Here is a 24,623-nt window from a genome sequence, read left to right as displayed (position 1 = left end):
AAGAAAATATAAAAATTTTTAATGCAATACTTTGTTGTTTATCTTTGTATATCAAAATCATAATTAAAAAACTTCCAAATAATTGTAAAACATAAATTTAAAAATTATTATGCAAGATTTAAAAGGTAAAAAAGCCTTAGTTACTGGCGGTAGTAGAGGATTAGGAAAAGCAATTGCTTTGGCATTGGCGAAAGAAGGAGTAGATGTAGCAATTACGGGAAGAAATAAAAATAAATTAGAAGAAACCGTTACTGAAATCAAAAATTTTGGTGTAAAATCTGATTATTCAATTTTTGATGTTGCAGAAAAAAATGAAGTAAAAACACAATTAGAAAAATTAATTACATCATTTGGTGCATTTGATATTTTGATCAATAATGCTGGAATTGCAGCTTTCGGTAGTTTTTTAGAGATGGAAGAAAACGATTGGGAAGAGATTGTTCGTACAAATCTATTTGGACCTTATTACGTTTCCAAAACAGTAGTTCCTTCAATGGTCGAATTAGGAAGTGGGGATATTATCAATGTTTCTTCAACTGCTGGTTTAAAAGGAAACGCTGTAACTTCTGCTTATTCAGCATCTAAAGCGGGATTAATTGGTTTGTCTGAGTCGTTGATGTTCGAATTGAGAAAGAAAAATATTCGCGTTACAACTTTAACGCCAAGTACCATTGCATCTGAAATGTCAAAAGATGTTTTAAAAATTACAGATGGTAACCCAGAGACTGTTCTTCAACCAGAAGATTTTGCTCAGTTAATTGTCGATTTATTAAAATTAGACAAACGTGCAATGTTAGCATCAGCTTCTTTGTGGTCAACAAATCCTTAAGAATTGATATTATAACATAATTAAAATCCAATTTCAAACTGAAATTGGATTTTTTTGTATTAAAACGCTTCACAATAAAGTAAGTTATATGTTAAATGTTTTCAGCCCAAAAGAAGAAAGTTATACTAACTAAGTTTAGTATTAAATTTTTTTAAAAATATATGTTTTAAGATTTGTTAACAAAGAAAGATTAGAACATTCCTAATATACAAAGTTTAAATTTTGATAAATATAAAAATTATTATTCATATCTGTCAAATTTATAATTTAGCTATGTATTTATCGAATAAATCGACTAAGTTTAAGGCTTGAAAATGCAATTGTAGTAATTTGCAGACCAATTTTTTTGAACAGTAAGAATTAATAGATATATGAAAAATAGAAAGTTAAACAATGTATTAACACTTGGATTTGCGTTATTTGCAATGTTTTTTGGAGCAGGAAATCTTCTTTTGCCTCCGATGATTGGAGTAGAAGTAGGCTCTAATTATTTTGTTGCAATGCTTGCATTTGGTTTAACTGGAATTTTATTGCCATTTACTGGAATTTTGTCGGTAGTTTTTTCTGGAAATAATTTTAATGATTTAGGAAATCGTGTAGACAAACGATTAGCAGCTATTTTAGGAACAATTATTATGATTTGTATTGGACCTTTAATTGCCATTCCACGTACAGCTGCAACTACTTTTGAAGTTGGAATCAAACCATTTTTTCCGACGTTAGATCCTATTTGGGGGTCAATGATTTTCTTTGCAATTACAATTTTACTGGCAATCCGTCCTTCTAAAGTTGTAGATGTTATAGGGAATTATCTTACTCCTGTTTTATTAGTGTTATTATTTTTGCTAATAACGATGGGAATTTTGAATCCAACAGCCGATTTTATGCCTTCTGAATTAACAATGATGCAATCATTTTCCAAAGGTTTTATCGAAGGTTATCAAACATTAGATGTGTTGGCATCGGTTATTTTTGCAGGAATTATTATCGCAGCAGCGCGTAATAAAGGCTATACAGATACGAAAAGTAAATCTCAAATTGTTATCATTTCGGGCTTGTTATCTACAACGTGCTTATTATTTGTTTATGGTGGTTTGATTTATTTAGGAGCTACTTCAGGGGAAACAAATCCAACTATTACACGAGCAGAATTATTGATCGAAATTTCAAGAAATACATTAGGACATTATGGTTTAATTGCAATTGCCTTGTGTATGGCTTTCGCTTGTCTTACTACTTCTATTGCACTAACTTCTGCTGTAGGAACGTTCTTTGGACGATTAACAAACGGAAAACTAAGTTACTCTGTTTTAGTCGTTTTGTGTACCTTAATTTCATTTGGTTTATCCATAAAAGGTGTAGATGAGATAATCAATTTTGCTTATCCGCCTTTGGCATTTGTATACCCAATTACAATTACTTTAGTTATTTATATCGTGTTATTTGGTAAAATAGTAAAAAGTAAAACACCATTTGTTTTTGCTTTATTGGCATCTACAATTATTGCAATTTTAGGTTTACTAAAATTATTAGGTTATTTTGATGAATCGACTGTTTCAAGTTTAAATAAAATACCATTCTTCGAATATGATTTAGGTTGGGTAGTTCCTTCAATTATTGGATTTGGATTTGGTTTATTGATTGATAAAATAAAGAAATAAAAAAATCCTCTGAATAACTTTCAGAGGATTTTAACCAATCAAAACTACTATAAAAACACTAAAAGAATAATGATAATGTCTATCTTTTATTCTTTTACAAAGTTCTTAAAGTTATGATTATAAATAATTTATTTACGAAAGATTAATATTATGTCCGAATAGAATTAATTTATATTCATTTATTAATCATGATTACAAAGGTATTCAATCATTAATTTTAATATAAGTTTAAGATTATTTATTAACTTGAAAGAAAATCAATAAAAATAAAATGGAAGAAACTTGCTCGCGTTGTAATAAAGAAATAACGTGTAATGTAAATGATATTAATAATTGCAGTTGCTCTAAAATTGAATTGAAACCAGAAACGAAAGAGTTTTTAACAAAAACGCATTACAAGTGTTTATGCACTAATTGCTTGGAGCAATTGAATTATTTCGAAACTTTAGATAAAGAATATAAGTACCCATCCATGCCTTCAGAATTTGTTCCGCATATACATTATTACATCGAAAACGGGAATTGGGTTTTTACAGAATTTTTTCATTATCAAAAAGGTAAATGTTGCCAAAATGGGTGTAGACATTGTGCATATGGTTTTAAGAAATAAAAAATGGTTCAATTTGCATTGAACCATTAACCAACCTAAAAATACTATAAAAAAACTCTATTTTTATTAAGGATTCCTCTTCAAAAGATCAATCTCCATTATCCTTAACAACTATGAATAAATTATTTATACGACAAATTTAGGTCTATTTCTTGAATTGATAAATAATATCTTATTTATTTTTTTATCTAACAATAGATTAGATTTATGAAATTGGTAATGAAATGTTAAACCTACCTATATATGAGTAGTTTATTAATAATCAATAAACCGTTTACGAGTGTTGTATTTTTAAGAAAAAATTTCCATTATTTTTTTAGAAACTACTTCTGCTGTTGTTTTATCACCAGTTTCTTTTAAAGTTGTTGCATAATCTTCTAAAAATGATTTAACTTCTTGATGATTAGAATTTTCGAAGTTTGCTAAATAATCTTCTAAACTCAAATTATTTAAAACCTTGTCAAAATAAATTTTAGCTTCGTCAAATTTGTTCATTTTTACTAACAATGGCGCAATGCTATGACTAATGTAAAATTCGTTTACAGCAGCTTGTTCTGCATTTTCTTCTTCTTTAAAATATGTTGTGTTTAGGTAATTGATGTAAGCATTAACAGCGTTTTCATTTTCTTCTAAAACTTCATAACAACGAGCTTTAAAAAATTTAATTTCGTAAAATTCATCTTCATTTAGTTTATTGAAAAATGTAATACTTTCTTTCGGATTTGTATAGAACTTTCTGTAACCGATAATAAAATCTTCAACAAAATCTACCTCTGTTTGTTCAATAGCAAAATTCAATAGATTTTGAGATTGCTCCTCTGTTAATTGTCCAATAAAAGCTTCCCAATAATTAACTAAAGTATTGAAATCGTATGCCAAATCTTCAACGAAAATCTGTGCTGCAATTCGTAAGAATTTATCTCCCAAAGAGTCAATTATCGTATGGTCTTCGTCAGAAAAATCAGTTGGATTGTACAATAAGTTTTCAATAATTTCTGATGCATTTTCTTCTGAATACTCAGCGTTTAATTGTTTCAAAGCATTGGTTACATTAAATTCCATTTGACTATAAATTTTAAAGTTAAAATCATTACAAAGATAGCGGATTTAGTGTAATAAGGAATCGCCAACTTCAAAAGTTAATGTCTTATTTCTAATGAGAAATAAAGCTGTACTTTTTTGTGAGAATATAATTTTAGTTATCTTGTGGAAGTTTAAAATCATTAGTTTAGTTAAAATAAACGACTTATGTTCCGAATCTATACCATTGTATTATTTATTTGTAGTTTATCCTTTGTTAAAGGACAACATTTGAATGTAGGTGATCAATTTCCTGTTCATAAAATTGAGAATTTAGGTCAATCTCAAGATCTTAAAATAATTGTTTTTACGCCAAGTCTTTACAAAACAAATAATTACGCAAGTATGTTAACGACTTCTCTGCATCATTATTTTGTGAAAGGATTAGCTTTTGCTACAACAAATCCTCCTAAAATTAATGTGGTTTATGTTGTAAACGAAGAAGATAAATGGAGGAAGGATGCGCAACAATCATTAACGTTTAATGATTCATCGAATCAAAATAAGTTAGAAGGTGCGAAAGTAATTTATGATGAAGCTGGTAAAATTTATACTGCAATTGGGCTTAAACCTTTTAAACAGAATTCTATTTCAACTATAATTCCAACCTCTAATTCTAATTCACTCTTAGTCGAAAGTTCGATACTTTTTTTAGTGGATCAAAATAATAAAATTTTGATGAGAGATAATGATTATCGAGCACAAGGAGAGCATTTAAAACCCTTAGAGAAATTAGTTAAAAGAGCTTCTAAAATAGAAGAATTGAATGTAGATTTCACTAAAAATGTTACCTTAAAAGTAGGAGACAAAGCACCTAATTTTATTTTGAAAGGTCCTAATTACGCTATGAATTCAACAGAAAAACTATTGGATGATCAATCAAACTTCAAAGTGTTGACATTTTATCCTGCAGCTTTTAGTGGGCAAATATTACCTAATTTTAATACAATAGACACAAAAGCGCCAATGACATGTGCTGCTCAAATTCAATTAATTGATCATAACCCATTGTTACAAAATGTAAAAAGTTATGCAATTTCCAGTTCTACAAATTCTTTGTTAACATTATGGAAGACAGCTTTACGTACAACAAACATCACGTATTTAAATGATGAGGATTATGGGATTTCTTTGGCGTATAATTCGTACAATCGATTAGGATACAACAATAGAGCAACTTATGTAATTGATAAAAATGGAACTATTGTATATGCGAATCCAAATTTAACATTCGAAGATGAAGCAAAATTTCCTACAATTTTGGAAAAAATAATTTTGAAAAGTAAATAATAAGCTGATAAAATTAGATGTCGAATTGAGTAATATCTTCAAATTTAGCATCGATTATATTTCCTAAATCTTCTGCATTTAGTAAAATTTGCAACCCTTTTTTTCCTGCGCTAATACAAATCTGATCTTGTATAAGTGCTAACTCCTCAATGTAGGTAGGAAATTGTTTTTTCATTCCAATAGGTGAACAACCACCACGAATATATCCTGTAACTTTTAATAAATCTTTCAAAGGAAGCATCTCGCAATTTTTATTTCCAGAAACTTTGGCAAACTTTTTCATATCAAGATGCGTATTCGCGGGTATTACCGCAACAAGATAAGGCGCTATATTTCCTTTCAAAACCAACGTTTTATAAATGCCTTCAGGATTTACACCCAAAGATTTTGCCACATGCAAAGCATCTATATGTTCTTCATCGACTTCATATTCGCGTAATGTATACGAAACATTTTGTGTATCCAATAATCGGACTGCATTTGTTTTTGCAGTTTTATTACTCATTCTAACTAAATTTAGACAAAGTTAAAACGAAAAACTATTTTTTGACTATTTATGAATTGAAGATTACGACAAAATTTTGAAAGAAAATCCTTAAACTAAAAAACTATTGCTACCTTTGTACCACTTATGAAGTTTTTACAACATATATTACGTTTACCTTTCTTTAGCACTTATTATCGTACAATATTTGCTCGGGTAGACTATGTGTATACTTCGTATTAATTTTGTACGTCAAAAATTTAATCATAATCTACAAGCCCGAGCAGTTTTGCTCGGGCTTTTTTATTTTCAATCATATGGAAAGTTTAAAAAGTTTAAAAGAAAATGTAGCCATTTTTTTACCTGAGAATGGATTAGAAGAAAAATTAAAATTAGCTGAAAAAGAAAATCGTTCTCTACGAATTAAATTAGGATTTGATCCAACTGCACCAGATCTACATTTGGGTCATGCAGTAGTTTTAAAAAAATTAAAAGAGTTTCAAGATTTAGGGCATCAAATTGTTATTTTAGTAGGTAGTTTTACAGCTCAAATCGGTGATCCAACAGGAAAAAACAAAAGTCGTCAACCATTAAATGCAGATCAAGTTCAGAAAAATGCTGAAACTTATATCAATCAATTATCAAAAATAATTAATGTTGATAAAGCAGAAATTGTCTTTAATTCGGATTGGTTAGATCATTTACCTTTTTCGGACGTAATTCAATTGTTGTCAAAAGTAACGGTTGCACAATTAATGCATCGAAATGATTTTAACAAACGATTTACAGAGAATACACCAATTGCGATGAACGAGTTGGTTTATCCTATTTTACAAGCTTATGACTCTGTTCAAATAAATGCTGATATCGAAATGGGTGGTACAGATCAATTATTCAATTGTACGATGGGACGTCAGTTACAAGAAACGAATGGCGATGCTGCACAAATTGTATTGTGTATGCCACTTTTAAGAGGAACAGATGGAAAAGAAAAAATGAGTAAATCGTTGAATAATATTATCGGATTGACAGATGAACCAAACGAAATTTTTGGAAAAACAATGTCTATTCCTGACGATTTATTGGAGGAATACATTGCATTAGCAACAGATTTTTCAATTGAAGAAAAAGCAAATTTGAATGAACGATTAAAATCGGATAATCCTATGTTAATCAAAAAAATAGTTGCTAAAAATATCATTACGCAATATCATTCAGAAAAAGATGCTGAAGCTGCTGAAGCGTTTTTTAACAATCAATTTCAAAAAAGGAATGACGACAATAGAGTGTTTGAACCGATTGAAATAGATTCATTGCAAATCACAACTGAAAAAATTTCTGTATTAGAGGTTTGTCATCAATTAAAAAATGATTTATCAAAAACGGCTGTTAGACGTTTGATAGAAAGTGGTGCGGTGCAAATTAATGGTGAAAAAAGTACAGATCCTTTGGCTGATTTTTTAGTCGAAAAGGAAACTAAAATCAAAATAGGAAAACGAGATTTTTTCGAATTAAAATAAATTTCATTTATAACAAAAGCCTCTATTTTAGAGGCTTTTATATTATAATTCTTTTTTCATTTCGTATTGTTTATCATACAATTTTAATCCCAATGATTGTATGAAATCGTTTGTTGAGGTTTCTCTTTCGTCAACATTTATCATTTTGATTTCTTTATTTTTCAAATCGCTGAATAGAATAGAAGCCAAGTAACGATTTCTATAATCGTGATGTACACCAAATTGATAAATACGTGTATTATTTTTATTGATGATTTTGTAAGCAACTAAAATCCCGTCTTCGTAAATTCCGTTTATTTGGCAATTATCAATGATATTTTTTACACTTTGAATATCGTTTTTCCATGTTGGTTTTATATCCCAAAAATTTTCTCCTGTTATCAGATTTAAATCTTCAAAATCAACAATTTCATGTAAAGGATTTACGACAAGAATTGGAATTCCTTTGTAACTATTTAATGTTCTTGTTTTTTTAAAACCACAAGCTTCGTAAGCGTTTATTGCAAAATCATTTTTAGTATTTACTTCTAAAAAAATGTTTTTAACATGAGATTCTTTTAATTTCGGAAAACTAAAATCAAGCATTTGTTGGGTGATTTTTTTGCCTCTGTGTGTAGGGCAAACTCCCGTTCCTCCAATGTAAGCTGTTTTTATACCGGCATTATTTCGTATACCATAAAGTAAAAACCCAACTAATTTTCCATCAATACTTGCACCAACAGAATAGTCAAGATTGATATCTTCCATTTTTAACTTTCCTTTAAATTGATCTAAAGAAAGATGAATAGAAATGTAGTAATTTTGATAAGAAAGATTGTACAAAGCAGATAATTCTTCCAAATCTACATGAGCTAATGAATGTATTTTAATGTTTGTTTGCATAGTCATAATTTGCAAAGCAAAAATAGCCCCAACATTTAATAAATTTCTAAAAAAAATCTTAAAAAATTCACCTCAACTGAATAATCGTTTACCATCTAATTCCGAATTTGATAAATAATTATATGATTTAATAAATCAGAATGAATTTTTATTCAAAAAAGTTATGTTTAAGTTAAGTTACTTTGAATAAAATTAACAAATAAACTTTTGTTTATGATTTAACATAAGCTTATTATTGGTTTTTAGTGTACAATATTCTCTATTTAATAAATTTGCATACATTTTTAAAACTAAAACTACGAGAGAAGAAAAATTTCTCCTCATTTGTTGAAATACCTATTCTTCTCTCGATTTTTTATAAAAATCTTGAAGTAGAATTTCAGCAAAGGTGTAATTAATACACTATTTAAAATGTGATTTTCATAAAAATTCTTTCTTATTTATTTTCAAAAATACCTAATTCTCAAAAAAACTATTTGCAAATCGTCAATTTGATAATGTTAATAACTTTTATTCAAAAATGAATAACGAACATTTGTTAGTTTTTTTCTTTTTGTTATTTTAGTCGCTCAAATTATCACAAAAAAATGAGTAAAAATTTAACAAAATTGGCTTCCATTGCCTTGTTTTGCTGCTATTCCTATGTCGTTGCTCAACAGCGTATAAATGACACTATAGTTGTAGAAAAAGTTGAGGTAATACAACCCCAAGAAAACAAAGATAAAGTTGATGTTCAATTTTATGGATTTATCAGGAATGATATTTTTATGGATACACGTCAAATGATCGGAGCAGGAGAGGTCTTGGTTCCTCTTTATCCAAAAGATCGATTATTAGATGTGAATGGTGCAGATATTAATGATGCATCAAAATTTCATATGCTATCAATTGTTTCGAGAGCGGGTGTTAATTTAAAAGGACCAGAACTACTTGGTGCTAAAACTTCGGGTATTTTAGAAGGAGAATTTTTTGGTGCAACAGAAGGAGGAATTAATGAATTTCGTTTACGTCACGCCTACGTGATGTTAGATTGGGAGAAAACGCAATTAGGGATTGGTCAATATTGGCATCCGTTTGTTGTTTTAGAAGCTTTGCCAAATGTTGTTAATTATGGAACTGGCGCTCCTGTTTATGCATTGAATAGAAATCCACAAGTGCGATTAACCCATAAGGTAACAGATAAATTTAAAGTGATCGCTGCTTTACATTCTCAACGCGATTTTACACCGAACACAGAACCTTTTAGAAACAGTGGAATGCCAGCTGCTCATTTACAATTGCAGTATAAATCTCCAGTTTTTACAGCAGGAGTTGGTGCTCAGTATGAGAATTTAAAACCAAAACTATCTTCGGGTAATCCACCGATAAAATCAAGTGAACGAGTAGAAAATGTTTCGTTCATGGCTTATTCAAAATTAAATACAAAACCGCTTCAAGTCACTGTTGCAGGATATTTGATGCAAGACGCATCATCATTTGTGCAATTAGGAGGAATTGTAGGGTATCAAAAAAGTCCTTTAGAAGTTGAAACATATAAACCGATGAATACACACAGTATGTGGATTGATTTGCAACAAAATTCCACAGGTAAGTTTTCGTTCGGATTATTTGCAGGATATGTCAGAAATAATGGAGTTAAAAATCCAGTAGAAGATGCAAGTGCAACTTCTTATGGTGTAACAACCAATTGGGGAGCTATTTCTGCTACTCCAGGAACACGAACAGTTAATTATTTGTATAAAGTAGTTCCTCGTTTAGATTTTACATTAAGCAAAGCATTAAAATTTAGATTAGAGTATGATCGTAGTACGGCTCAATGGGCTGATGCGACCATAAAAGGAACAGGAACTGAGAATAAATATTTAGCAAATAACAACAGATTTCAATTAACGACATTATTTAACTTCTAAAAATCACACAAAAAATGAGTACAAGCACTTTAAATACTTCGCAAACAGAAGCGAAGAAGGATAATATTTTCCAAATTATTTTAGCATCATCAGTCGGAACATTGATTGAATGGTACGATATGTTCTTAGCAATCATCTTAGCAAGTGTACTTTCGACACAATTATTTCCGAATGACGGTTCGTCACATTTCTTAGAAACACTTGCAGTTGTTGTTTCGTCTTTTATGTTTAGACCAATTGGATCTTTAATTTTTGGAAGTATTGGTGATCGTATTGGTAGAAAATATTCATTCCTAGTTTCTTTAATTATGATGGGAGCAGCTACATTTTTAATAGGTTGTATTCCAACTTTTGAGGATGTTGGTTGGTTAGCTCCAGTTTTATTATTGGTTTGCCGCATCATGCAAGGACTTGCAATTAGTGGAGAATATGCAGGTGCGGTAATTTATGTGGCTGAGCATGCTCCAGCAGAGAAAAGAGGGTTTTACACAGGGTTTATTCAAGCAACAGTTCCTATCGGATTATTGTTATGTTTAACAGTTGTTTTCTTAACTCAGTCTGTTTTATCAGAAGAAGCATTTAGCAGCTTCGGATGGAGAATTCCATTTTTATTTAGTGGAATATTAGTTATTTTAAGTTATTTTATTCGTCAACGTTTACATGAAAGTCCAATTTTCGAGCAATTGAAAAAAGAAGGAAAAACATCTAAGACTCCAATTAAAGATGCTTTTACAACACCAGGAAACGTAAAATTGATGCTAAAAGCTATTTTTGGTGGAAATGCAGCACAAAGTACAATTATGCAAACAACGTTATTCGTAACATTATTCTTTTTACAAAGAGCAGTTAATTTACCATACGAGACTGTTCTAATCGTAGTTTTATGTTCTACTTTATTTAGTTCATTTTTCTATCAATGGTTCGGAGCGTTGAGTGATAAAATTGGTCGTAAGCCTGTTATGTTAGGTGGTATGATTAGTAGTTTTATTTTGATTCCATTGTCATTCTTTTTATACATGCAATTAGGAAATCCAGATGGATTAAAAGAAATTCATGATATTTCGAATTTAGCTGTAGTCGGGATTATTGTAGTAAGTTTAATTACTTCTATTGCTGGAGCAGCGACATACGGACCACTTGGTGCATTTATGTTAGAAATTTTCCCTACTAAAATTCGCTATACAAGTATGGGATTTGCTCAAAATATGGGGAATGGATTTATTGGAGGTGCAACAACCTTTGTGACGGAATTAATCAAAAGTACCATTATCGTTTCGGCAGCAATGTCACCATATATTGGTCTTGTATATCCTTTAGTTTTAATATTTATTGCGATTTTAGTGAATTATTTCACAATTCCAGAAACATATAAAACAGATTTGACTGAAGATAATTAATTCTTTATAATTCATTGATTACAACTAAAAATGCTTCAAGATTTCTTGAAGCATTTTTAGTTTTTAATGATTTCTGTTGTATGATTTTATTGTCAACTAATTTGTTAATTTTTAAATAGATACATTGTATTGTTGTGTTTTGTCTTACAACAATCGTGCATTATCACGTAATAAAATTTAACTTTACAAAAATTTAATAGAATGACTTTAGCTGAGTTAAAGCAACTTTTTATTTCAGAATTAGAATCTATTTATGATCAAGATGAAATTGAAGGTGTTTTTTTAATTTATTTAGAAGATAAATTTGATATTCAATTTATTCCTTCTAATGAAATCGATTATACATCAGAAATTTCATCAGATATTAAGCAATTAAAAAAAGGAAAACCCGTACAACATATTACAGGAAAAGCTTTTTTTTATAATGATTTTTTTATCGTCAATGAAAATACATTAATTCCGCGTCCAGAGACGGAAGAATTAATCGAATTGATTCGAAATGATTATAATCCTGAAACTGAATTATCACTGATTGATTTAGGAACTGGAAGTGGTTGTATACCTATTTCTTTGGCCAAATTATTTCCGAACTCAAATGTTTCGGCTATTGATATTTCTGAAAAAGCTTTAGAAGTAGCTCAATCGAATGCCCAAAATTTGAATGTTAAAATTGATTTTTATCAACAAAATCTTCTCGAAGATATTCAGTTAAATCAAAAATTTGATGTTATTGTTTCTAATCCTCCTTATATCAGAAATTTAGAGAAAGAAGAAATGCATCAAAATGTATTAAATTTCGAACCTCATTTGGCTCTTTTTGTCGAAAATGAAAATGCCCTTATTTTTTATGAACGTGTGCTTGTTTTTGCAGAGAATCATCTGAATCAAAATGGAACAATTTATTGTGAAATTAATCAATATTTAGGACAAGAAACAAAACAACTTTTTGAGAAAAATTATGAATTTGTAACTATTTATAAAGATATTTCAGGAAATGATCGCATGTTAAAAGCTTCAAACACACAATAATGAAAATATTTTTTTCGTTTATATAGTAAAACCTCTTGTATTTCAAATAAAATTGGTATTAAAATTGTTAGGTTTTACATTATTAAAAAACAATTAAATAAACAACTATGAAAAAATTATTTGTATTAGTAGCAGTCGCATCATTATCTTTTGCTACATCTTGTAAACAAGAAACAGCTAAAACGACTGAAACTAATGTTACGGTAGATTCTTTAGCAAACGACTCGACTGCAATTATTACGGAAACAACTACAACGACTACAACAGTTTCTGAAACGGAAGCGAAAGCTAGATTGGATGAGGCGAAAGCTAAATTAGATGAAGCGAAAGCTAAAGGTGATAAAGCGGCAGAGGAAGCAGCTCAGAAAGCGTATGATGATGCTAATACAGCTTGGGAAAATACTAAAGAAGCAGTGAAAGACGCTGCACAAGACGTAAAAGCTGGTGTAAATAATGCAGTAGATAAAGTTGATGAAAAAGCAACTAAAGCAAAAGAAGACATCAATACTGCAGCGAAAGATGCTAAAGCAGACATTAATGCAGCGGCAAAAGATGTAAAAGCGGAAGCAAAAGAAGCTGGAGAAAAAGCGAAAGAAGGGTATAACAATACCTTAGAAAAATTGAAAGCAAAATAATATCAATATTATTATTGTTAACTTAGCCTTGAGAAATCTCAAGGCTATTTTTTATGTTAAATTTTAGAGAAGCAACAAAAGAAGATGCTGCATCTATCGCAAAATTGATGATGTTAGCAATGGATAAAATTGTGTTTGATTTTATTGGAAAAACTGACTACGAAGAAGGAATTTTATTCTTAAAAAAATTAATCGAACAAGAGAATAATCAATACAGTTATCAAAATACAGTTGTAATTGAATATGAAAATCAATTTGCTGGTACAACAACTTTTTATGATGGAGGAAAATTAAATGATTTAAGAAAACCCGTTTTAGATTTTTTAAAAACTAATTATAATCAAACTATACAACCTCAAGATGAAACGCAAGCTGGAGAAATTTATATAGATACAATTGCTGTTTCTGAAGATTTTAGAGGGAAAGGAATTGGTTCTAAAATATTAGATTATTTGATTGAAGAAATTGTTCATCATCGAAAACAAACGTTAGGCTTATTGGTTGATTTTACCAATCCGAATGCTAAAAAGTTGTATGAAAGAAAAGGTTTTGTTGTCGTTGGCGAAAAAATGTTGATGAATGAAAATCATGAACATATGCAGTACAAATCTGTTTAATATCACAATAATTTATCAGATAAAAAGTAAGTTTAATCACTTACTTTTTTTGTGAACACATTTCTGTAAAGAATGCAATAATAGTTAACTTTGTAAAATGAAATATTTAATTTTATTTGTTCTTATTTTAATTATTTTAGTGCTTTACAAAAAAATGAATTCTAAGAAAACAGTAGTCAAAAATATTGAAATAGAAGAACCAAAAGTATCGTTTATTGCAATTGATAAATCAAACGAAAAGAAGGAGAATTTTGAACACAATGCGTTGCCTTATAATTTTGTAATTTCTTCGATTACAAAAAAAGAGAAAACGTTAGAATTATTGATTTCTATAGAAAATCATACCCATAAAACAATTCGAATTAATTTGAAAGAAGCGACTTATTTTTCTTCTACTTTACAAGAAAAAATAAAGGCAGACGTAACTTTTTATGGAGAATTGAACATGGGAACAAATGATATTTTACTTAAGAATACGATTCTTCCTGAAGCGCATGTCATTCGAAATATTTATTTTTTTGATCACAATTTTTCAAATTTTAATGAAATGGATTTTGTGGAGATTACATTAGAAATTCATCAACAAGTTATTCATTTGAAACAATATTTATACGAGTCAAATCTTGATTCAGTTAAATTCGTTCATTAATTATAGTTAACAAATTAGATATATGCTTAACTTTGCAAGCAAGAATAAGTTTATATGAAACATTTACAATTGATGTTGGGAAGTGTAATGCTTTTTGGTTTAACAGCTTGTCAAACACCGAAAGTAGCTATACAAGAGCAACAGAAAACAACAACAAATCATAGTTTACAAGTTGATGGTAAAATATATGCCGCTTTTTTTCAACAAAGAGCAGCTGAGTATCAGGCTTTAAGTCAACAAGCTTATAACGTTGCGAAATTGCGTTTAGATGAAGCGATCGCAGCGAAAGGCGAAAAACCCATCGCTATTGTATCAGATATTGATGAAACATTTTTAGATAATTCATATTACGCAGTAGAAATGGCGAAACAAGGTAAAACTTGGTCGCAAGATACGTGGGCAAATTGGACTTCAAAAGGGATTGCAACTCCATTAGCAGGATCTTTAGAGTTTTTTCAATACGCAGCGAGTAAGGGAGTTCAGATTTTTTATATCACGAATAGATACGAAGAAGAACGTCCAGGAACTTTAGCTAATTTGATGAAATACAACTATCCGTTACAAAGTCCTCAAAATTTGATTTTGAGAAGCAAAGAGAGTAGTAAAGAAACTCGTCGTCAAAATATTGCAAAAGATTTTGATATTGTTCTATTATTAGGAGATAGTTTAACAGATTTTTCTAATTTGTTTGATAATCATAAATCTGAAAATGAAAGAGCTGCAGCAGTTGAGACTTTGAAAGCTGAATTTGGAAAAAGATTTATTGTTTTACCTAATGTTGGCTATGGAGATTGGGAATCTGCAATTTTTGATTATAAATATGATTTGACCCAAGAACAGAAAGATTCAATTATTTACGAAGCAGCAAAAGAAACGCCAAGTCATTAATATTTATTAAAATAGAATAAAAAAATCCACTCAATGAGTGGATTTTTTTTATCAGAAAATTATTATTTCTTTTTTGCATCAACTGCTCCTGATAATTCAGATCCAGCTTTAAATTTAGCTACAGTTTTAGCAGCAATTTTGATTTCTTTTTTAGTTTGTGGGTTGATACCTGTTCTTGCAGCTCTCTCCGACGTAGAGAAAGTCCCGAATCCTACTAAAGCAACTTTATCTCCACTTGCTAAAGCTTTAGTTACATTTTCTGTAAATGAGTTTAGGGCTTTTTTAGCGGCTTCTTTAGAAATTCCAGCGTCAGCTGCAATTGCATCAATAAGTTCTGATTTGTTCATAGTTGTAACTTTTTAAATTAATTTATACACAAATATACTCTTTCCCTTTATTTGTGCAAGTTTCAAGGCTAAAAAAATCAATAAATTTTGCACTTTTCTTCAAATTTGTGTCAAAAATCAGTAAATAAGTACTTATTTTACGAATAAGGTATCTTCGTTTTGATGTCCGTTGATAAAATCTTTGGCAGACATTCGACGTTTTCCTTCGGGTTGAAGTTCTAAAATTTCGTAAACTCCCTGAGGTAGTTTAATATATAGATTATTTTTTTGTAGAACTAATTGAAAATTTTCAGCCTCTAAAACTAAATCAGTTTTTAAACCACCATATAATTTTAAAGATTTATAGTTTTCTCCATTGCCAAAAGTTGTCCAAGCACATGGATAAGGAGAAAGTCCTCTAATTTTATTATGAATAGTATTGATTGATTGATTCCAATCAATTTTACAATCTTCTTTAAAAATTTTAGGAGCGTGTTTTAATTCGATTGTTTCTTCTTGTGGATGAGGTTTCAACGATTCGTTTTCTAAACCATCTAATGTTTTTACTACTAATTTAGCACCAATATGCATCAATTCGTCATGAATTTTTCCGACATTATCATTTTCTTCAATTGTGACTTTATCAGAAATTAAGATATTTCCTGTATCAATTTTTTCATCAATCAGAAAAGTGGTTACACCAGTTTCGTTGTCTCCATTCATTACTGCCCAATTGATCGGAGCTGCTCCACGGTATTGAGGAAGTAGCGATCCGTGTAGGTTAAATGTTCCTTTTGCAGGAATAGACCATACAACTTGTGGTAACATACGAAAAGCAACAACAACAAAAACATCTGCGTTCCAACTTTTTAATGTTTCGATGAATGCATCGTCACGTAATTTTTCTGGTTGAGCCAAAGGTAGATTATGTTCTAACGCATATTTTTTAACATCTGAAATATTCATTTTCTGTCCTCTTCCAGATGGTTTATCAGGAACAGTAACAACTCCAACTACTTCGTGATGACTATTTGTATTGATTTCATTCAATGATGTCGCCGCAAATTCGGGCGTACCCATAAAGACTACTCGCATTTTTATTCTATTAGTTTATAAGAATCGAATCCAATTGGTTGAACTCGCATTTCGTCGATTAAATATTGCAATTCTTCAACGATTATATCTTTTGGCAAATTTATGAATTTTGAGAGGATTTCGGCTTGCGTTTTCTCACCTTCTTTTAAATATTCAATCAAATCGTTAGCATTAAAATTCTTAGTTTGTTTTTTTGATTGGCAAACATCACATTTTCCACAATTTTCATCAGATTTTTGATTAAAATAACCAAACAACAAACGTTCTCTACAAATTGTATTTTGTTCAGCATAATATATCATTGCTTGTAAACGTTTCCAGTTATTCACTTGAATTGATTCGAAATCTTTCCACAGTTTGTTTTTAAATGTATTGGAATCTCTTGGGATAAGGAATCTAAAACGCGCTAAAAATCGATCCGAATAATCGATTGTTCCATTTTTATAATAATCATGCAAAGCGTTTCTGATGTCACCAATACTTCTGTGCAAATCAAACGCCATTTTATTTTCCGAAATTTCTCTACTGTAAGTGTAAATTCCAGGATAATGACGTTGTAAATAATCAAAAATTTGGTTTTCACCTTGATTAATTGAATGTGGCGAAGCTAAAATTTGAAGTGTACTATTTTGTGTATAATTCTTTTGTTGAATAATTTCTTTTGTATTTAGAAAATCTAAAAATTGAAGAACCATTTTTAGATTTAAACCAAATTTTTCGGCAAATTTCGGAATGTCTAACTGGTAATTCATTTCGGTTAATTCGCCTTCAGCAAGTTGTAATTGACTAAATAAACAATTTGAGATTTTGATAAAATCTTGTTGCGAAGGTAAATTAGCTTTGAAAATATTCTCGGCTTGTATACGATCATCGGGATGATAGAGGTAAATTCCATGCGACTCCTGTTCGTCACGACCAGCGCGTCCGACTTCTTGGTAATATGCTTCTATACCTTGTGGTAAATCGATATGAAAGACTGTGCGTACATTCGGTTTATCGATTCCCATTCCAAATGCATTTGTCGAAACCATAATACGCGAATTACTCAACATCCAATTGCGTTGTTTTTCTTCCTTTTCGTCTTTGGTTAATTTGGCATGAAAATAATCGGCATCAAAGCCATTTTGACTCAAAAAATTAGCTATTTCGTACGTTAATTTTCTATTTCGAACAAATATGATACTCGAACCTGAATATTTTTTTAAGTAATAAATTAAATCTTTTTTCTTGTCGGTGGATAGAAAAACATTGTACGAAAGATTTTCTCGTTTTAAAGAGGATTTGAAAACTTGAGGTTGATTAAGCTCAAGTTTTTCAATAATTTCAAGTTGAATTTTTTCAGTTGCTGTCGCTGTAAGTGCTAAAATAGGTACTTTGGGTAGAATGGTTTTTAATCGAGCAATTCGATGATAGGCTGGGCGAAAATCATGTCCCCATTCAGAAACACAATGTGCTTCATCTACCGCAAGTAAACTAATATTAATCTGCTTCAAACGTTCGATAAAAATTCTACTTTGCAAACGTTCTGGCGAAACATATAACAACTTTATTCTGTTATTTTGACAATCATCTAAAATTTTTCCGATTGTATTTTGATCGATTTCATTCGTAATATACGCCGTAGAAATACCTTTGGACGTTAAATTCTGTACTTGATCTTTCATCAGAGCAATTAATGGAGAAATTACCAAGGTCAATCCATCAAACATAATTGCAGGAACTTGATAACACAAGGATTTTCCTCCACCAGTAGGTAAAATAGCCAAAGTATCTTTACTTTCTAATACATTAGAAATAATTTCTTCTTGCGGCGTTTTGAAAGAAGGGTAGTTCCAATATTTGAAAAGAATTTCTTTTGCAGTCAAATTACAAAGCTTTGTTGTAAAATTAGGAAAATATAACTCAATTAAACAATCGAGTTATCATTCTTTTCTTTAGCGTTATTGAAAGATTTATTAAAATCCAAAATTTAATCCGAAAACTACTCGACCTGGATCCTCACCTTTGAAGTAAGAGATGGTTGCGGTAATGGATTGCGCTCCATTGATCCATAATCCTCCACCCATAGATGAATGCCATTTATCGGAATCTTCTCCATTTAACCAAACTCGTCCGTAGTCTGCACCAACAAAAACACCTAATCTCAATGGAACAATAGCTTTGAAACGTAATGCGTCAAAACGTAAATCTGATGTTTGTAAGAAAACTTTGTCTCCGGCAAAACGTCCTAATCGGTATCCACGTAAATCTTGATCTCCTCCTAAGTTAGCCATTTGATAAAACTCCATAAAATCACCCCAAATAGCTTTTCCTTTAAGCATAGAAGCAACTGTCAATCGGCCATTTGCTGAAATTTTATGCGTAAATCCTAAGTTAAGCTCTGTATAAAAGTGATTACGTTCAAAATCCGTTAAATTCGAAATCCATTTTGCATGTGCTAAAAATGTCATTCCTAATTTTGGTAATGATTCGTTATCGTAATTTTTGAAAAGATATTTAGCACCGATTTCTCCAAAATGTTGTCCTTTAAAGACATCTCGGTTGATATCTGGTAAGTCACCAACGATACGATCAAGGTTTTCTTCAATTTTTTTGTAACTATAAATGGTAGAAAAATCTAATCGACCATTGTTGTTCATAATTTTGAAAATAGAAGGACCAATGCTATAACTTTCTAATCTTACACGGTTATAATCTATTCCTATTTCTTCTTGATTATTTACTGTTTCGTTTCCAAAACCGAAGAAATTTGTACTATAAGTAGGGCTGGTGTAAGCAGCGTTTAAGTCTAAATTCCACTTACCTAAGGCTTTTGTAAAAGTACCTTTGTATTTCGCATCCCAACCACCTGTCGCAAAATAATAACTAACTTGTAAATTGTGACGTTGAGAGTATGGTTTGCGATCAAATCCATTTATAGTATAGGTTGGTGAAAGTCCAATTTTTAAACCATCGTCGGGATTATAACCAATGTTGGGTAACATGGTAAAGAAATTATACATCGGTTGTTTATAATCGTATGTATTGACCTCATAATCGTTGACAAAATTTTTAGAAGTTAGAAAAGTAGATTCAGAAGCGTTACTGCCGTTGGCGTAATCATATACTTTTATTTTCGCTGCACGTTTCACCTCGTAATCATCATCATCAATTCCACCAATAATACGTGTTAAAATAGCATTACTTGGTTTACCTTCGACTCTGAATTTATCTTTTCCATTTAATCCATACAAACGAATTTCTTTGGTTTCTTTTTTATCAAATTCTTCATCAAAAATTAATGTTTTTTCTTTGCCTGAATAGATTTTGATAGCTGTTTTACCTTTTGCTAAACGAGTAATGATAAATTCGTCATCTTCATCTGTCCCTTTTAAAATGATTAGTTTGCGAAGTATTTTATTGTATTCCTCTGCAAATTTTTCTAATTTAGATTTTCGAGAGATGATATGATTGATAACGTCTTGATCATATTCTTGTTTTGTTTCCGTAGGAATTAATTCGAACGATTGTTTAATGTACTCATCGCTCAAATTTTCTTGAATATAGCGTGCTTCTTGTTTCCAAAGGTTAAGATCAGATGATTCTAAAATAGCCAAGTCTAATGGATAGGGTTCACGGTTGAACCACTTTACATTTTTGATATCATCTTTGTAATCTTGCATATGTCGAAGTGGAGGAATCCGCATAATAAGGTTAAAGAAAAGACCATCGTAACGAGGAAATGCTTGATCGCGATCACGTGGAATTGCACGATATATCGTTTTTCCATTTTCTTCATACGCACCCCAACGCCATTGATCCGAGTGTCGATCCCAATCGCCAACCAACATGTCAAAAAGTCGCGCACGAATGTAGGCTTGTTTGTCTACAATTACATCTTTATTTTTTTGAATCGCAAACAGCATATCATCCGTGCTTACAATATCGGTTGGCTTTCCGAAAACACCATCCTGATATCCAGCCATTGGACGTTCTTCAATCATATATAGCTCATCACCAAAATTTTCGTTGTATTCTTTTAACGTTTCTTGTTTGGGAACATAAAATAATTTTGGCGTAGCATGCATAATATGGATAGGCTTCATCAAATTTGCAACTGCTAACGGATAATAAGGGTGATTGGTTGTATAAAAATCCATCAAAAATTTTTCAGTAAAAGAATCTTCAAATTCATCTGCAACATATTTATTTTTGAAGGCAACTTGTTGAATAAATTGTGTAGCACTCTTTTTTACCGAACGCATATTGTATTCTTCACCTTTATTGTTCACTAAACGCAAACTTTTCGTTTGATGTCCGCCCCCCATTCTGATAGGTGTTAAACCTCCATACAGTTGATTTAAATTAACAGTATTAGCTGTTATTGTTTGGCCGAAAGTTTTGCGGTAATGACGACCAAAAAAGAATTTATATGGATCAGATTTTTTTGTTACATCTAACTCATATACACTTGTTTCTTTTGTTTTTGGCATTTTTTTATCGTCATATACCTGAGCCAAATATTGCTTTTTCTTTTCTGTAACTTGTTTTGATAATAACAATTCGATTTCATCATTTTTGAACCCATAAAAATTTGCCAAAGAAGCGCCATTGTCATATAAATCTAAAACAACAAAACCATTGTCACCATAAGAGAAATCATTTTTACCAACCGCTTTTGCCGATTCTTTTTTAGAGCCAGATCCACTAATAATTTGTTTGACATTGTTCTGTTGAATGTATTGTAAATTATGATCATGACCAGAAACAACAATGACATTATTTCTATTTTCGATAATTGTCGCAATACGAGATGCCATTTCTCTATATTTGAAATTATTGACATCTTGCGGACTCAACCCAGTCGTGCTACGCAACAAATTAATAAAAGATCCAATGATAGGTAAAGGAACTTTGAAATCATCTCCAAATGGATAAAATTGTTTTTTGAAATCAAATTGCCCACCATGCGTACCATTCGAAAACAAGGGATGATGCATAGTGATTATAGTTGTGCGATTTTGATATTTATTTAATTGTGATTCTAATTCTTCAAAAAAAGCTTCACGCGATTTGATATCACACTTTTCGTTAAGACCTGGGTGATTATCCCAATCTTGTAAATACCATTCAGAATCTAATGCAATTATCCCAATACTATCGTTGACATTTATTTTATCAATTGGACAAGCATCTTTTGGTAAGAATGCTTTTTTATTTCCTAATTGCTTTTTAACTATTTTTTCTTGTTCTTTTAGCCCTTTTACGCCATTTTTCCAATCATGATTTCCTGGAATAAAAAGTGTTTTTCCTTTGAATTCTTTTGCTAAATCAATCTGAAGTTGAAGTTTATCCCGGCTTGTCGTATAATTTTTCTTTGTAGAATCAACTACAATTCCATTTTCGTAAATATTATCACCCAAAAAGAAAAGATAAGAAGTAGAATCAGCTTTTGCTAATTCATTTTTTAGCGTTTTCAAATTCTGTTTATTTATTGGCTGATCCAAATCGCCAGCATCACCAATTAAATAGATTGATTGGATTTTGTTGCCTTCAACTTTTTGTGTCTTCTCAGTCTTAATATTTTTCCCGTATTGAGGATGTTGCGTTGCGCAAGATGTCATATAAAGACACGAACCTACTAAAGCCAAAAAAGGATAATTCAATTTTTTGTTGTTCAGTGTTGGTAATAATTTCATACATTTAAGCGTTAAAAACTTGTGATGAACCAATTGTTATTAAATATAGAAAACTATGTTTTCAATCTGTTCAAAGATAAACTTTCTTTAGATTTTACGTACCATAATTTTATGCATACCGTAAAAGTTGTAGAAGCCATAAAAACCTTGAGTGCTGAAGAACAAATTCCTACAGATCTACAAGAAAAATTAATAATTGCAGGTTGGTTTCACGATACCGGTTACACAAAAATCGTGCAAGGTCATGAAATTGAGAGTGCAAATATTGTAAAAGAGTATTTAAGTGAACTTGATTTTGATGAAAAATATATTAAAGAAGTTCAAGATTATATTTTGATTACAACTTTATATAAAGTTCCGAAGACGATTGGCGAAGCAATTGTAAAAGATGCAGATAATTATCATTTGGGTCAAACTGAATATCCAAAAATAGCCGAATTATTACGAGATGAGATTTCGAAAATTTGTAAAAAAGACTTTACAGATTATGAATGGCATATAGAAAACCGAAATTTCTTTTTGAATGTGCATCATTTTTATACCGATTCGGCAAAAAAACTTTGGCAAAAAGGAAAAGAAGAAAATTTGATTTATACACAAAGTAAAATCAAAGAAATTGAGTTGATTGGTGATGTACCGAACAAATACGAATTAAAGAAAAAGAAAAACGATAAAATTCAACAACCCGATCGAGGAGTAGATACGCTTTTCCGTGTAACGTTAAATAATCATACGCGTTTAAGTGATATTGCAGATAGTAAAGCCAATATTTTATTGTCTGTAAATGCAATTGTAATTTCGATTGCACTTTCTACGTTGGTTCCGAAATTAGGAAGTCCAAAAAATGAATACTTGATTTTACCTTCTATTGTTATGCTTTTGTCAAGTGTTATTTCGATTATTTTTGCAATTTTAGCCACAAAACCAAAAGTTACTTACGAAAGTTTTAACGAAGAAGATGTAAAAAATAGAAAAGTTAATTTGCTTTTCTTTGGAAATTTTTATCAAATGTCGCTTGATGCCTACGAAGAGGCGATGGAAGAATTGATGAAAGACAGAGATTATGTTTATACATCTTTAACTCGAGATTTATACTATTTAGGAAAAGTTTTGGAGCGAAAATATCGCTTGTTGAGTATAACGTATACCATTTTTATGATTGGTACTATATTATCAGTTTTGACTTTTGCTTATGCAATGTTTACAAATGTTGGATAAATACAATTCCAACTAAAAATTCGACTATTTTTTCTTATAAATACTTTAAGAATGCCTATTTTTAGACCATAAAATAGTTGAGATGAAAATTGAATTAAATAGAGTAAACAAAGCTTCTCATTACGAAGCAACTGCTGCAAGTTCTTCTGTGAAGGTGAATATAGATGGGCCAGAATCGATAGGAGGAGAGGGAAAAGGAGTTCGTCCGATGGAGCTAGTTTTAATAGCTTTAGGTAGTTGTAGTGTTTTTGATTTGGGAGAAATTTTAAAAAAACAACGTCAAGAAATTGAAGATCTTAAAGTTGAGGTAGAAGGACAACGCCGCGAAGAAATTCCAAATATTTTCACAAACATTCACATCAAATTTTTCTTAAAAGGAAACATCGATTTGGAAAAAGCAAATAAAGCTGCTGAATTAGCAGTGAAAAAATATTGTAGCGTACACGATATGTTAGCAAACGGAGGTATCGATATTACGTACGAAATTAATGTGAATTAAATTATAGCAAAACATTACACCAAATAATGATGGAATAAATGACGAATGGGATTTGAGTAAATTCTTAACTGCCTATCCAAATGCTGTTATAGAAATTTATGACCGATTTGAAAAAAATGTGAAAACAATTACACAAGCTGATCAGTTTATTTGGGATGGAAGAATACGAGGAAAATCTGTGCCTACAGATAATTATTGGTATGTAATCAAACTAAATGATGAACAAACAAAATCAGGTTCAATATTAATTAAAATCAGATAATCTTAAGTTTTTGAAACAAGATTAAATCGTAAAATGATGATAACAAAAAGATGTAGCCTTATAG

The 24,623-nt window shown here is 30.4% G+C and carries 22 protein-coding genes; 15 read left to right on the top strand and 7 right to left on the bottom strand.

Features of this window, described 5'->3' with window-relative positions:
• The first annotated feature begins 109 nt into the window (after positions 1–109).
• The 3 genes from NZD85_RS03335 (at position 110) to NZD85_RS03325 (ending at position 3,100) form a co-directional block, all read left to right on the top strand.
• On the top strand, positions 110–829 hold the full coding sequence (locus NZD85_RS03335) for a 3-ketoacyl-ACP reductase (RefSeq protein WP_171621693.1): 720 nt from the start codon (positions 110–112) through the stop codon (positions 827–829).
• 371 nt (positions 830–1,200) lie between these two features.
• Positions 1,201–2,490: a branched-chain amino acid transport system II carrier protein gene (gene brnQ, locus NZD85_RS03330; RefSeq protein ID WP_260543398.1), complete on the top strand. Its 1,290-nt coding sequence runs from the start codon at positions 1,201–1,203 to the stop codon at positions 2,488–2,490.
• 271 nt (positions 2,491–2,761) lie between these two features.
• Positions 2,762–3,100, top strand: coding sequence for a cysteine-rich CWC family protein (locus NZD85_RS03325; RefSeq protein WP_260543397.1), 339 nt, complete (start codon positions 2,762–2,764; stop codon positions 3,098–3,100).
• Positions 3,101–3,391: 291 nt separating this feature from the next.
• Here the strand turns inward: NZD85_RS03325 and NZD85_RS03320 are convergent, their stop codons facing one another.
• Complete coding sequence (locus NZD85_RS03320) at positions 3,392–4,162, bottom strand: hypothetical protein (RefSeq protein ID WP_260543396.1); 771 nt, start codon at positions 4,160–4,162, stop codon at positions 3,392–3,394.
• 186 nt (positions 4,163–4,348) lie between these two features.
• Here NZD85_RS03320 and NZD85_RS03315 point away from each other — a divergent pair, with 186 nt between their 5' ends.
• Positions 4,349–5,470 carry a redoxin domain-containing protein gene (locus tag NZD85_RS03315; RefSeq protein WP_171621697.1) on the top strand — a complete coding sequence of 374 codons (1,122 nt, stop codon included), beginning with the start codon at positions 4,349–4,351 and terminating at the stop codon, positions 5,468–5,470.
• 13 nt (positions 5,471–5,483) lie between these two features.
• On the opposite strand, the gene ybaK is transcribed toward NZD85_RS03315, so the two are convergent.
• The gene (gene ybaK, locus NZD85_RS03310; RefSeq protein WP_171621698.1) at positions 5,484–5,975 is read right to left on the bottom strand and encodes a Cys-tRNA(Pro) deacylase; all 492 of its coding nucleotides are present in this window, start codon (positions 5,973–5,975) and stop codon (positions 5,484–5,486) included.
• A gap of 296 nt (positions 5,976–6,271) precedes the next feature.
• Between ybaK and tyrS the strand changes: the two genes are divergently transcribed.
• Positions 6,272–7,474, top strand: a complete 1,203-nt coding sequence (gene tyrS / locus NZD85_RS03305) for a tyrosine--tRNA ligase (protein ID WP_260543395.1) — start codon at positions 6,272–6,274, stop codon at positions 7,472–7,474.
• A gap of 42 nt (positions 7,475–7,516) precedes the next feature.
• On the opposite strand, the gene NZD85_RS03300 is transcribed toward tyrS, so the two are convergent.
• Positions 7,517–8,356, bottom strand: coding sequence for a GNAT family N-acetyltransferase (locus tag NZD85_RS03300; RefSeq protein ID WP_260543394.1), 840 nt, complete (start codon positions 8,354–8,356; stop codon positions 7,517–7,519).
• Between the two features lie 587 nt (positions 8,357–8,943).
• On the opposite strand from NZD85_RS03300, the gene NZD85_RS03295 reads away from it, so the two are divergent.
• The 7 genes from NZD85_RS03295 (at position 8,944) to NZD85_RS03265 (ending at position 15,481) form a co-directional block, all read left to right on the top strand.
• Positions 8,944–10,266: a DcaP family trimeric outer membrane transporter gene (locus NZD85_RS03295; protein ID WP_260543392.1), complete on the top strand. Its 1,323-nt coding sequence runs from the start codon at positions 8,944–8,946 to the stop codon at positions 10,264–10,266.
• 14 nt (positions 10,267–10,280) lie between these two features.
• A complete protein-coding gene (locus NZD85_RS03290; protein WP_188320144.1) occupies positions 10,281–11,663 on the top strand; it encodes an MFS transporter in 1,383 nt (460 codons plus the stop codon).
• Positions 11,664–11,864: 201 nt separating this feature from the next.
• Positions 11,865–12,692, top strand: a complete 828-nt coding sequence (gene prmC / locus NZD85_RS03285) for a peptide chain release factor N(5)-glutamine methyltransferase (RefSeq protein WP_171621703.1) — start codon at positions 11,865–11,867, stop codon at positions 12,690–12,692.
• A 107-nt stretch (positions 12,693–12,799) separates the two neighbouring features.
• A complete protein-coding gene (locus NZD85_RS03280) occupies positions 12,800–13,327 on the top strand; it encodes a hypothetical protein (protein WP_260543391.1) in 528 nt (175 codons plus the stop codon).
• 53 nt (positions 13,328–13,380) lie between these two features.
• Positions 13,381–13,944 carry a GNAT family N-acetyltransferase gene (locus tag NZD85_RS03275; protein ID WP_171621705.1) on the top strand — a complete coding sequence of 188 codons (564 nt, stop codon included), beginning with the start codon at positions 13,381–13,383 and terminating at the stop codon, positions 13,942–13,944.
• A gap of 154 nt (positions 13,945–14,098) precedes the next feature.
• Entirely contained in the window at positions 14,099–14,593 is a 495-nt protein-coding gene (locus NZD85_RS03270) for a hypothetical protein (RefSeq protein ID WP_260543390.1), read from the top strand.
• A 54-nt stretch (positions 14,594–14,647) separates the two neighbouring features.
• Positions 14,648–15,481, top strand: a complete 834-nt coding sequence (locus NZD85_RS03265; RefSeq protein ID WP_260543389.1) for a 5'-nucleotidase, lipoprotein e(P4) family — start codon at positions 14,648–14,650, stop codon at positions 15,479–15,481.
• Positions 15,482–15,543: 62 nt separating this feature from the next.
• Here the strand turns inward: NZD85_RS03265 and NZD85_RS03260 are convergent, their stop codons facing one another.
• From NZD85_RS03260 to NZD85_RS03245, 4 genes are all read right to left on the bottom strand, one after another.
• A complete protein-coding gene (locus tag NZD85_RS03260) occupies positions 15,544–15,828 on the bottom strand; it encodes an HU family DNA-binding protein (RefSeq protein WP_171621708.1) in 285 nt (94 codons plus the stop codon).
• 132 nt (positions 15,829–15,960) lie between these two features.
• The gene (fmt, locus tag NZD85_RS03255) at positions 15,961–16,902 is read right to left on the bottom strand and encodes a methionyl-tRNA formyltransferase (RefSeq protein WP_225541566.1); all 942 of its coding nucleotides are present in this window, start codon (positions 16,900–16,902) and stop codon (positions 15,961–15,963) included.
• 2 nt (positions 16,903–16,904) lie between these two features.
• Positions 16,905–18,767 (bottom strand): RecQ family ATP-dependent DNA helicase, encoded by a 1,863-nt coding sequence (locus tag NZD85_RS03250; RefSeq protein ID WP_260543388.1) that lies wholly within the window; start codon positions 18,765–18,767, stop codon positions 16,905–16,907.
• Positions 18,768–18,857: 90 nt separating this feature from the next.
• Positions 18,858–22,580 carry a metallophosphoesterase gene (locus tag NZD85_RS03245; protein ID WP_260543386.1) on the bottom strand — a complete coding sequence of 1,241 codons (3,723 nt, stop codon included), beginning with the start codon at positions 22,578–22,580 and terminating at the stop codon, positions 18,858–18,860.
• Positions 22,581–22,604: 24 nt separating this feature from the next.
• On the opposite strand from NZD85_RS03245, the gene NZD85_RS03240 reads away from it, so the two are divergent.
• From NZD85_RS03240 to NZD85_RS03230, 3 genes are all read left to right on the top strand, one after another.
• Positions 22,605–23,798, top strand: coding sequence for a Pycsar system effector family protein (locus NZD85_RS03240; protein WP_188320137.1), 1,194 nt, complete (start codon positions 22,605–22,607; stop codon positions 23,796–23,798).
• Positions 23,799–23,880: 82 nt separating this feature from the next.
• Positions 23,881–24,297: an OsmC family protein gene (locus NZD85_RS03235; protein ID WP_171621712.1), complete on the top strand. Its 417-nt coding sequence runs from the start codon at positions 23,881–23,883 to the stop codon at positions 24,295–24,297.
• Positions 24,298–24,349: 52 nt separating this feature from the next.
• A complete protein-coding gene (locus tag NZD85_RS03230) occupies positions 24,350–24,559 on the top strand; it encodes a T9SS type B sorting domain-containing protein (protein ID WP_171621713.1) in 210 nt (69 codons plus the stop codon).
• The last annotated feature ends 64 nt before the right edge of the window (positions 24,560–24,623 follow it).

Origin of the sequence: Empedobacter stercoris, from assembly GCF_025244765.1 — a bacterium.
GTDB lineage: Bacteria > Bacteroidota > Bacteroidia > Flavobacteriales > Weeksellaceae > Empedobacter > Empedobacter stercoris.
Note: the sequence above shows the minus strand (reverse complement) of the source record. Positions and strands in the feature narration are given on the sequence as shown.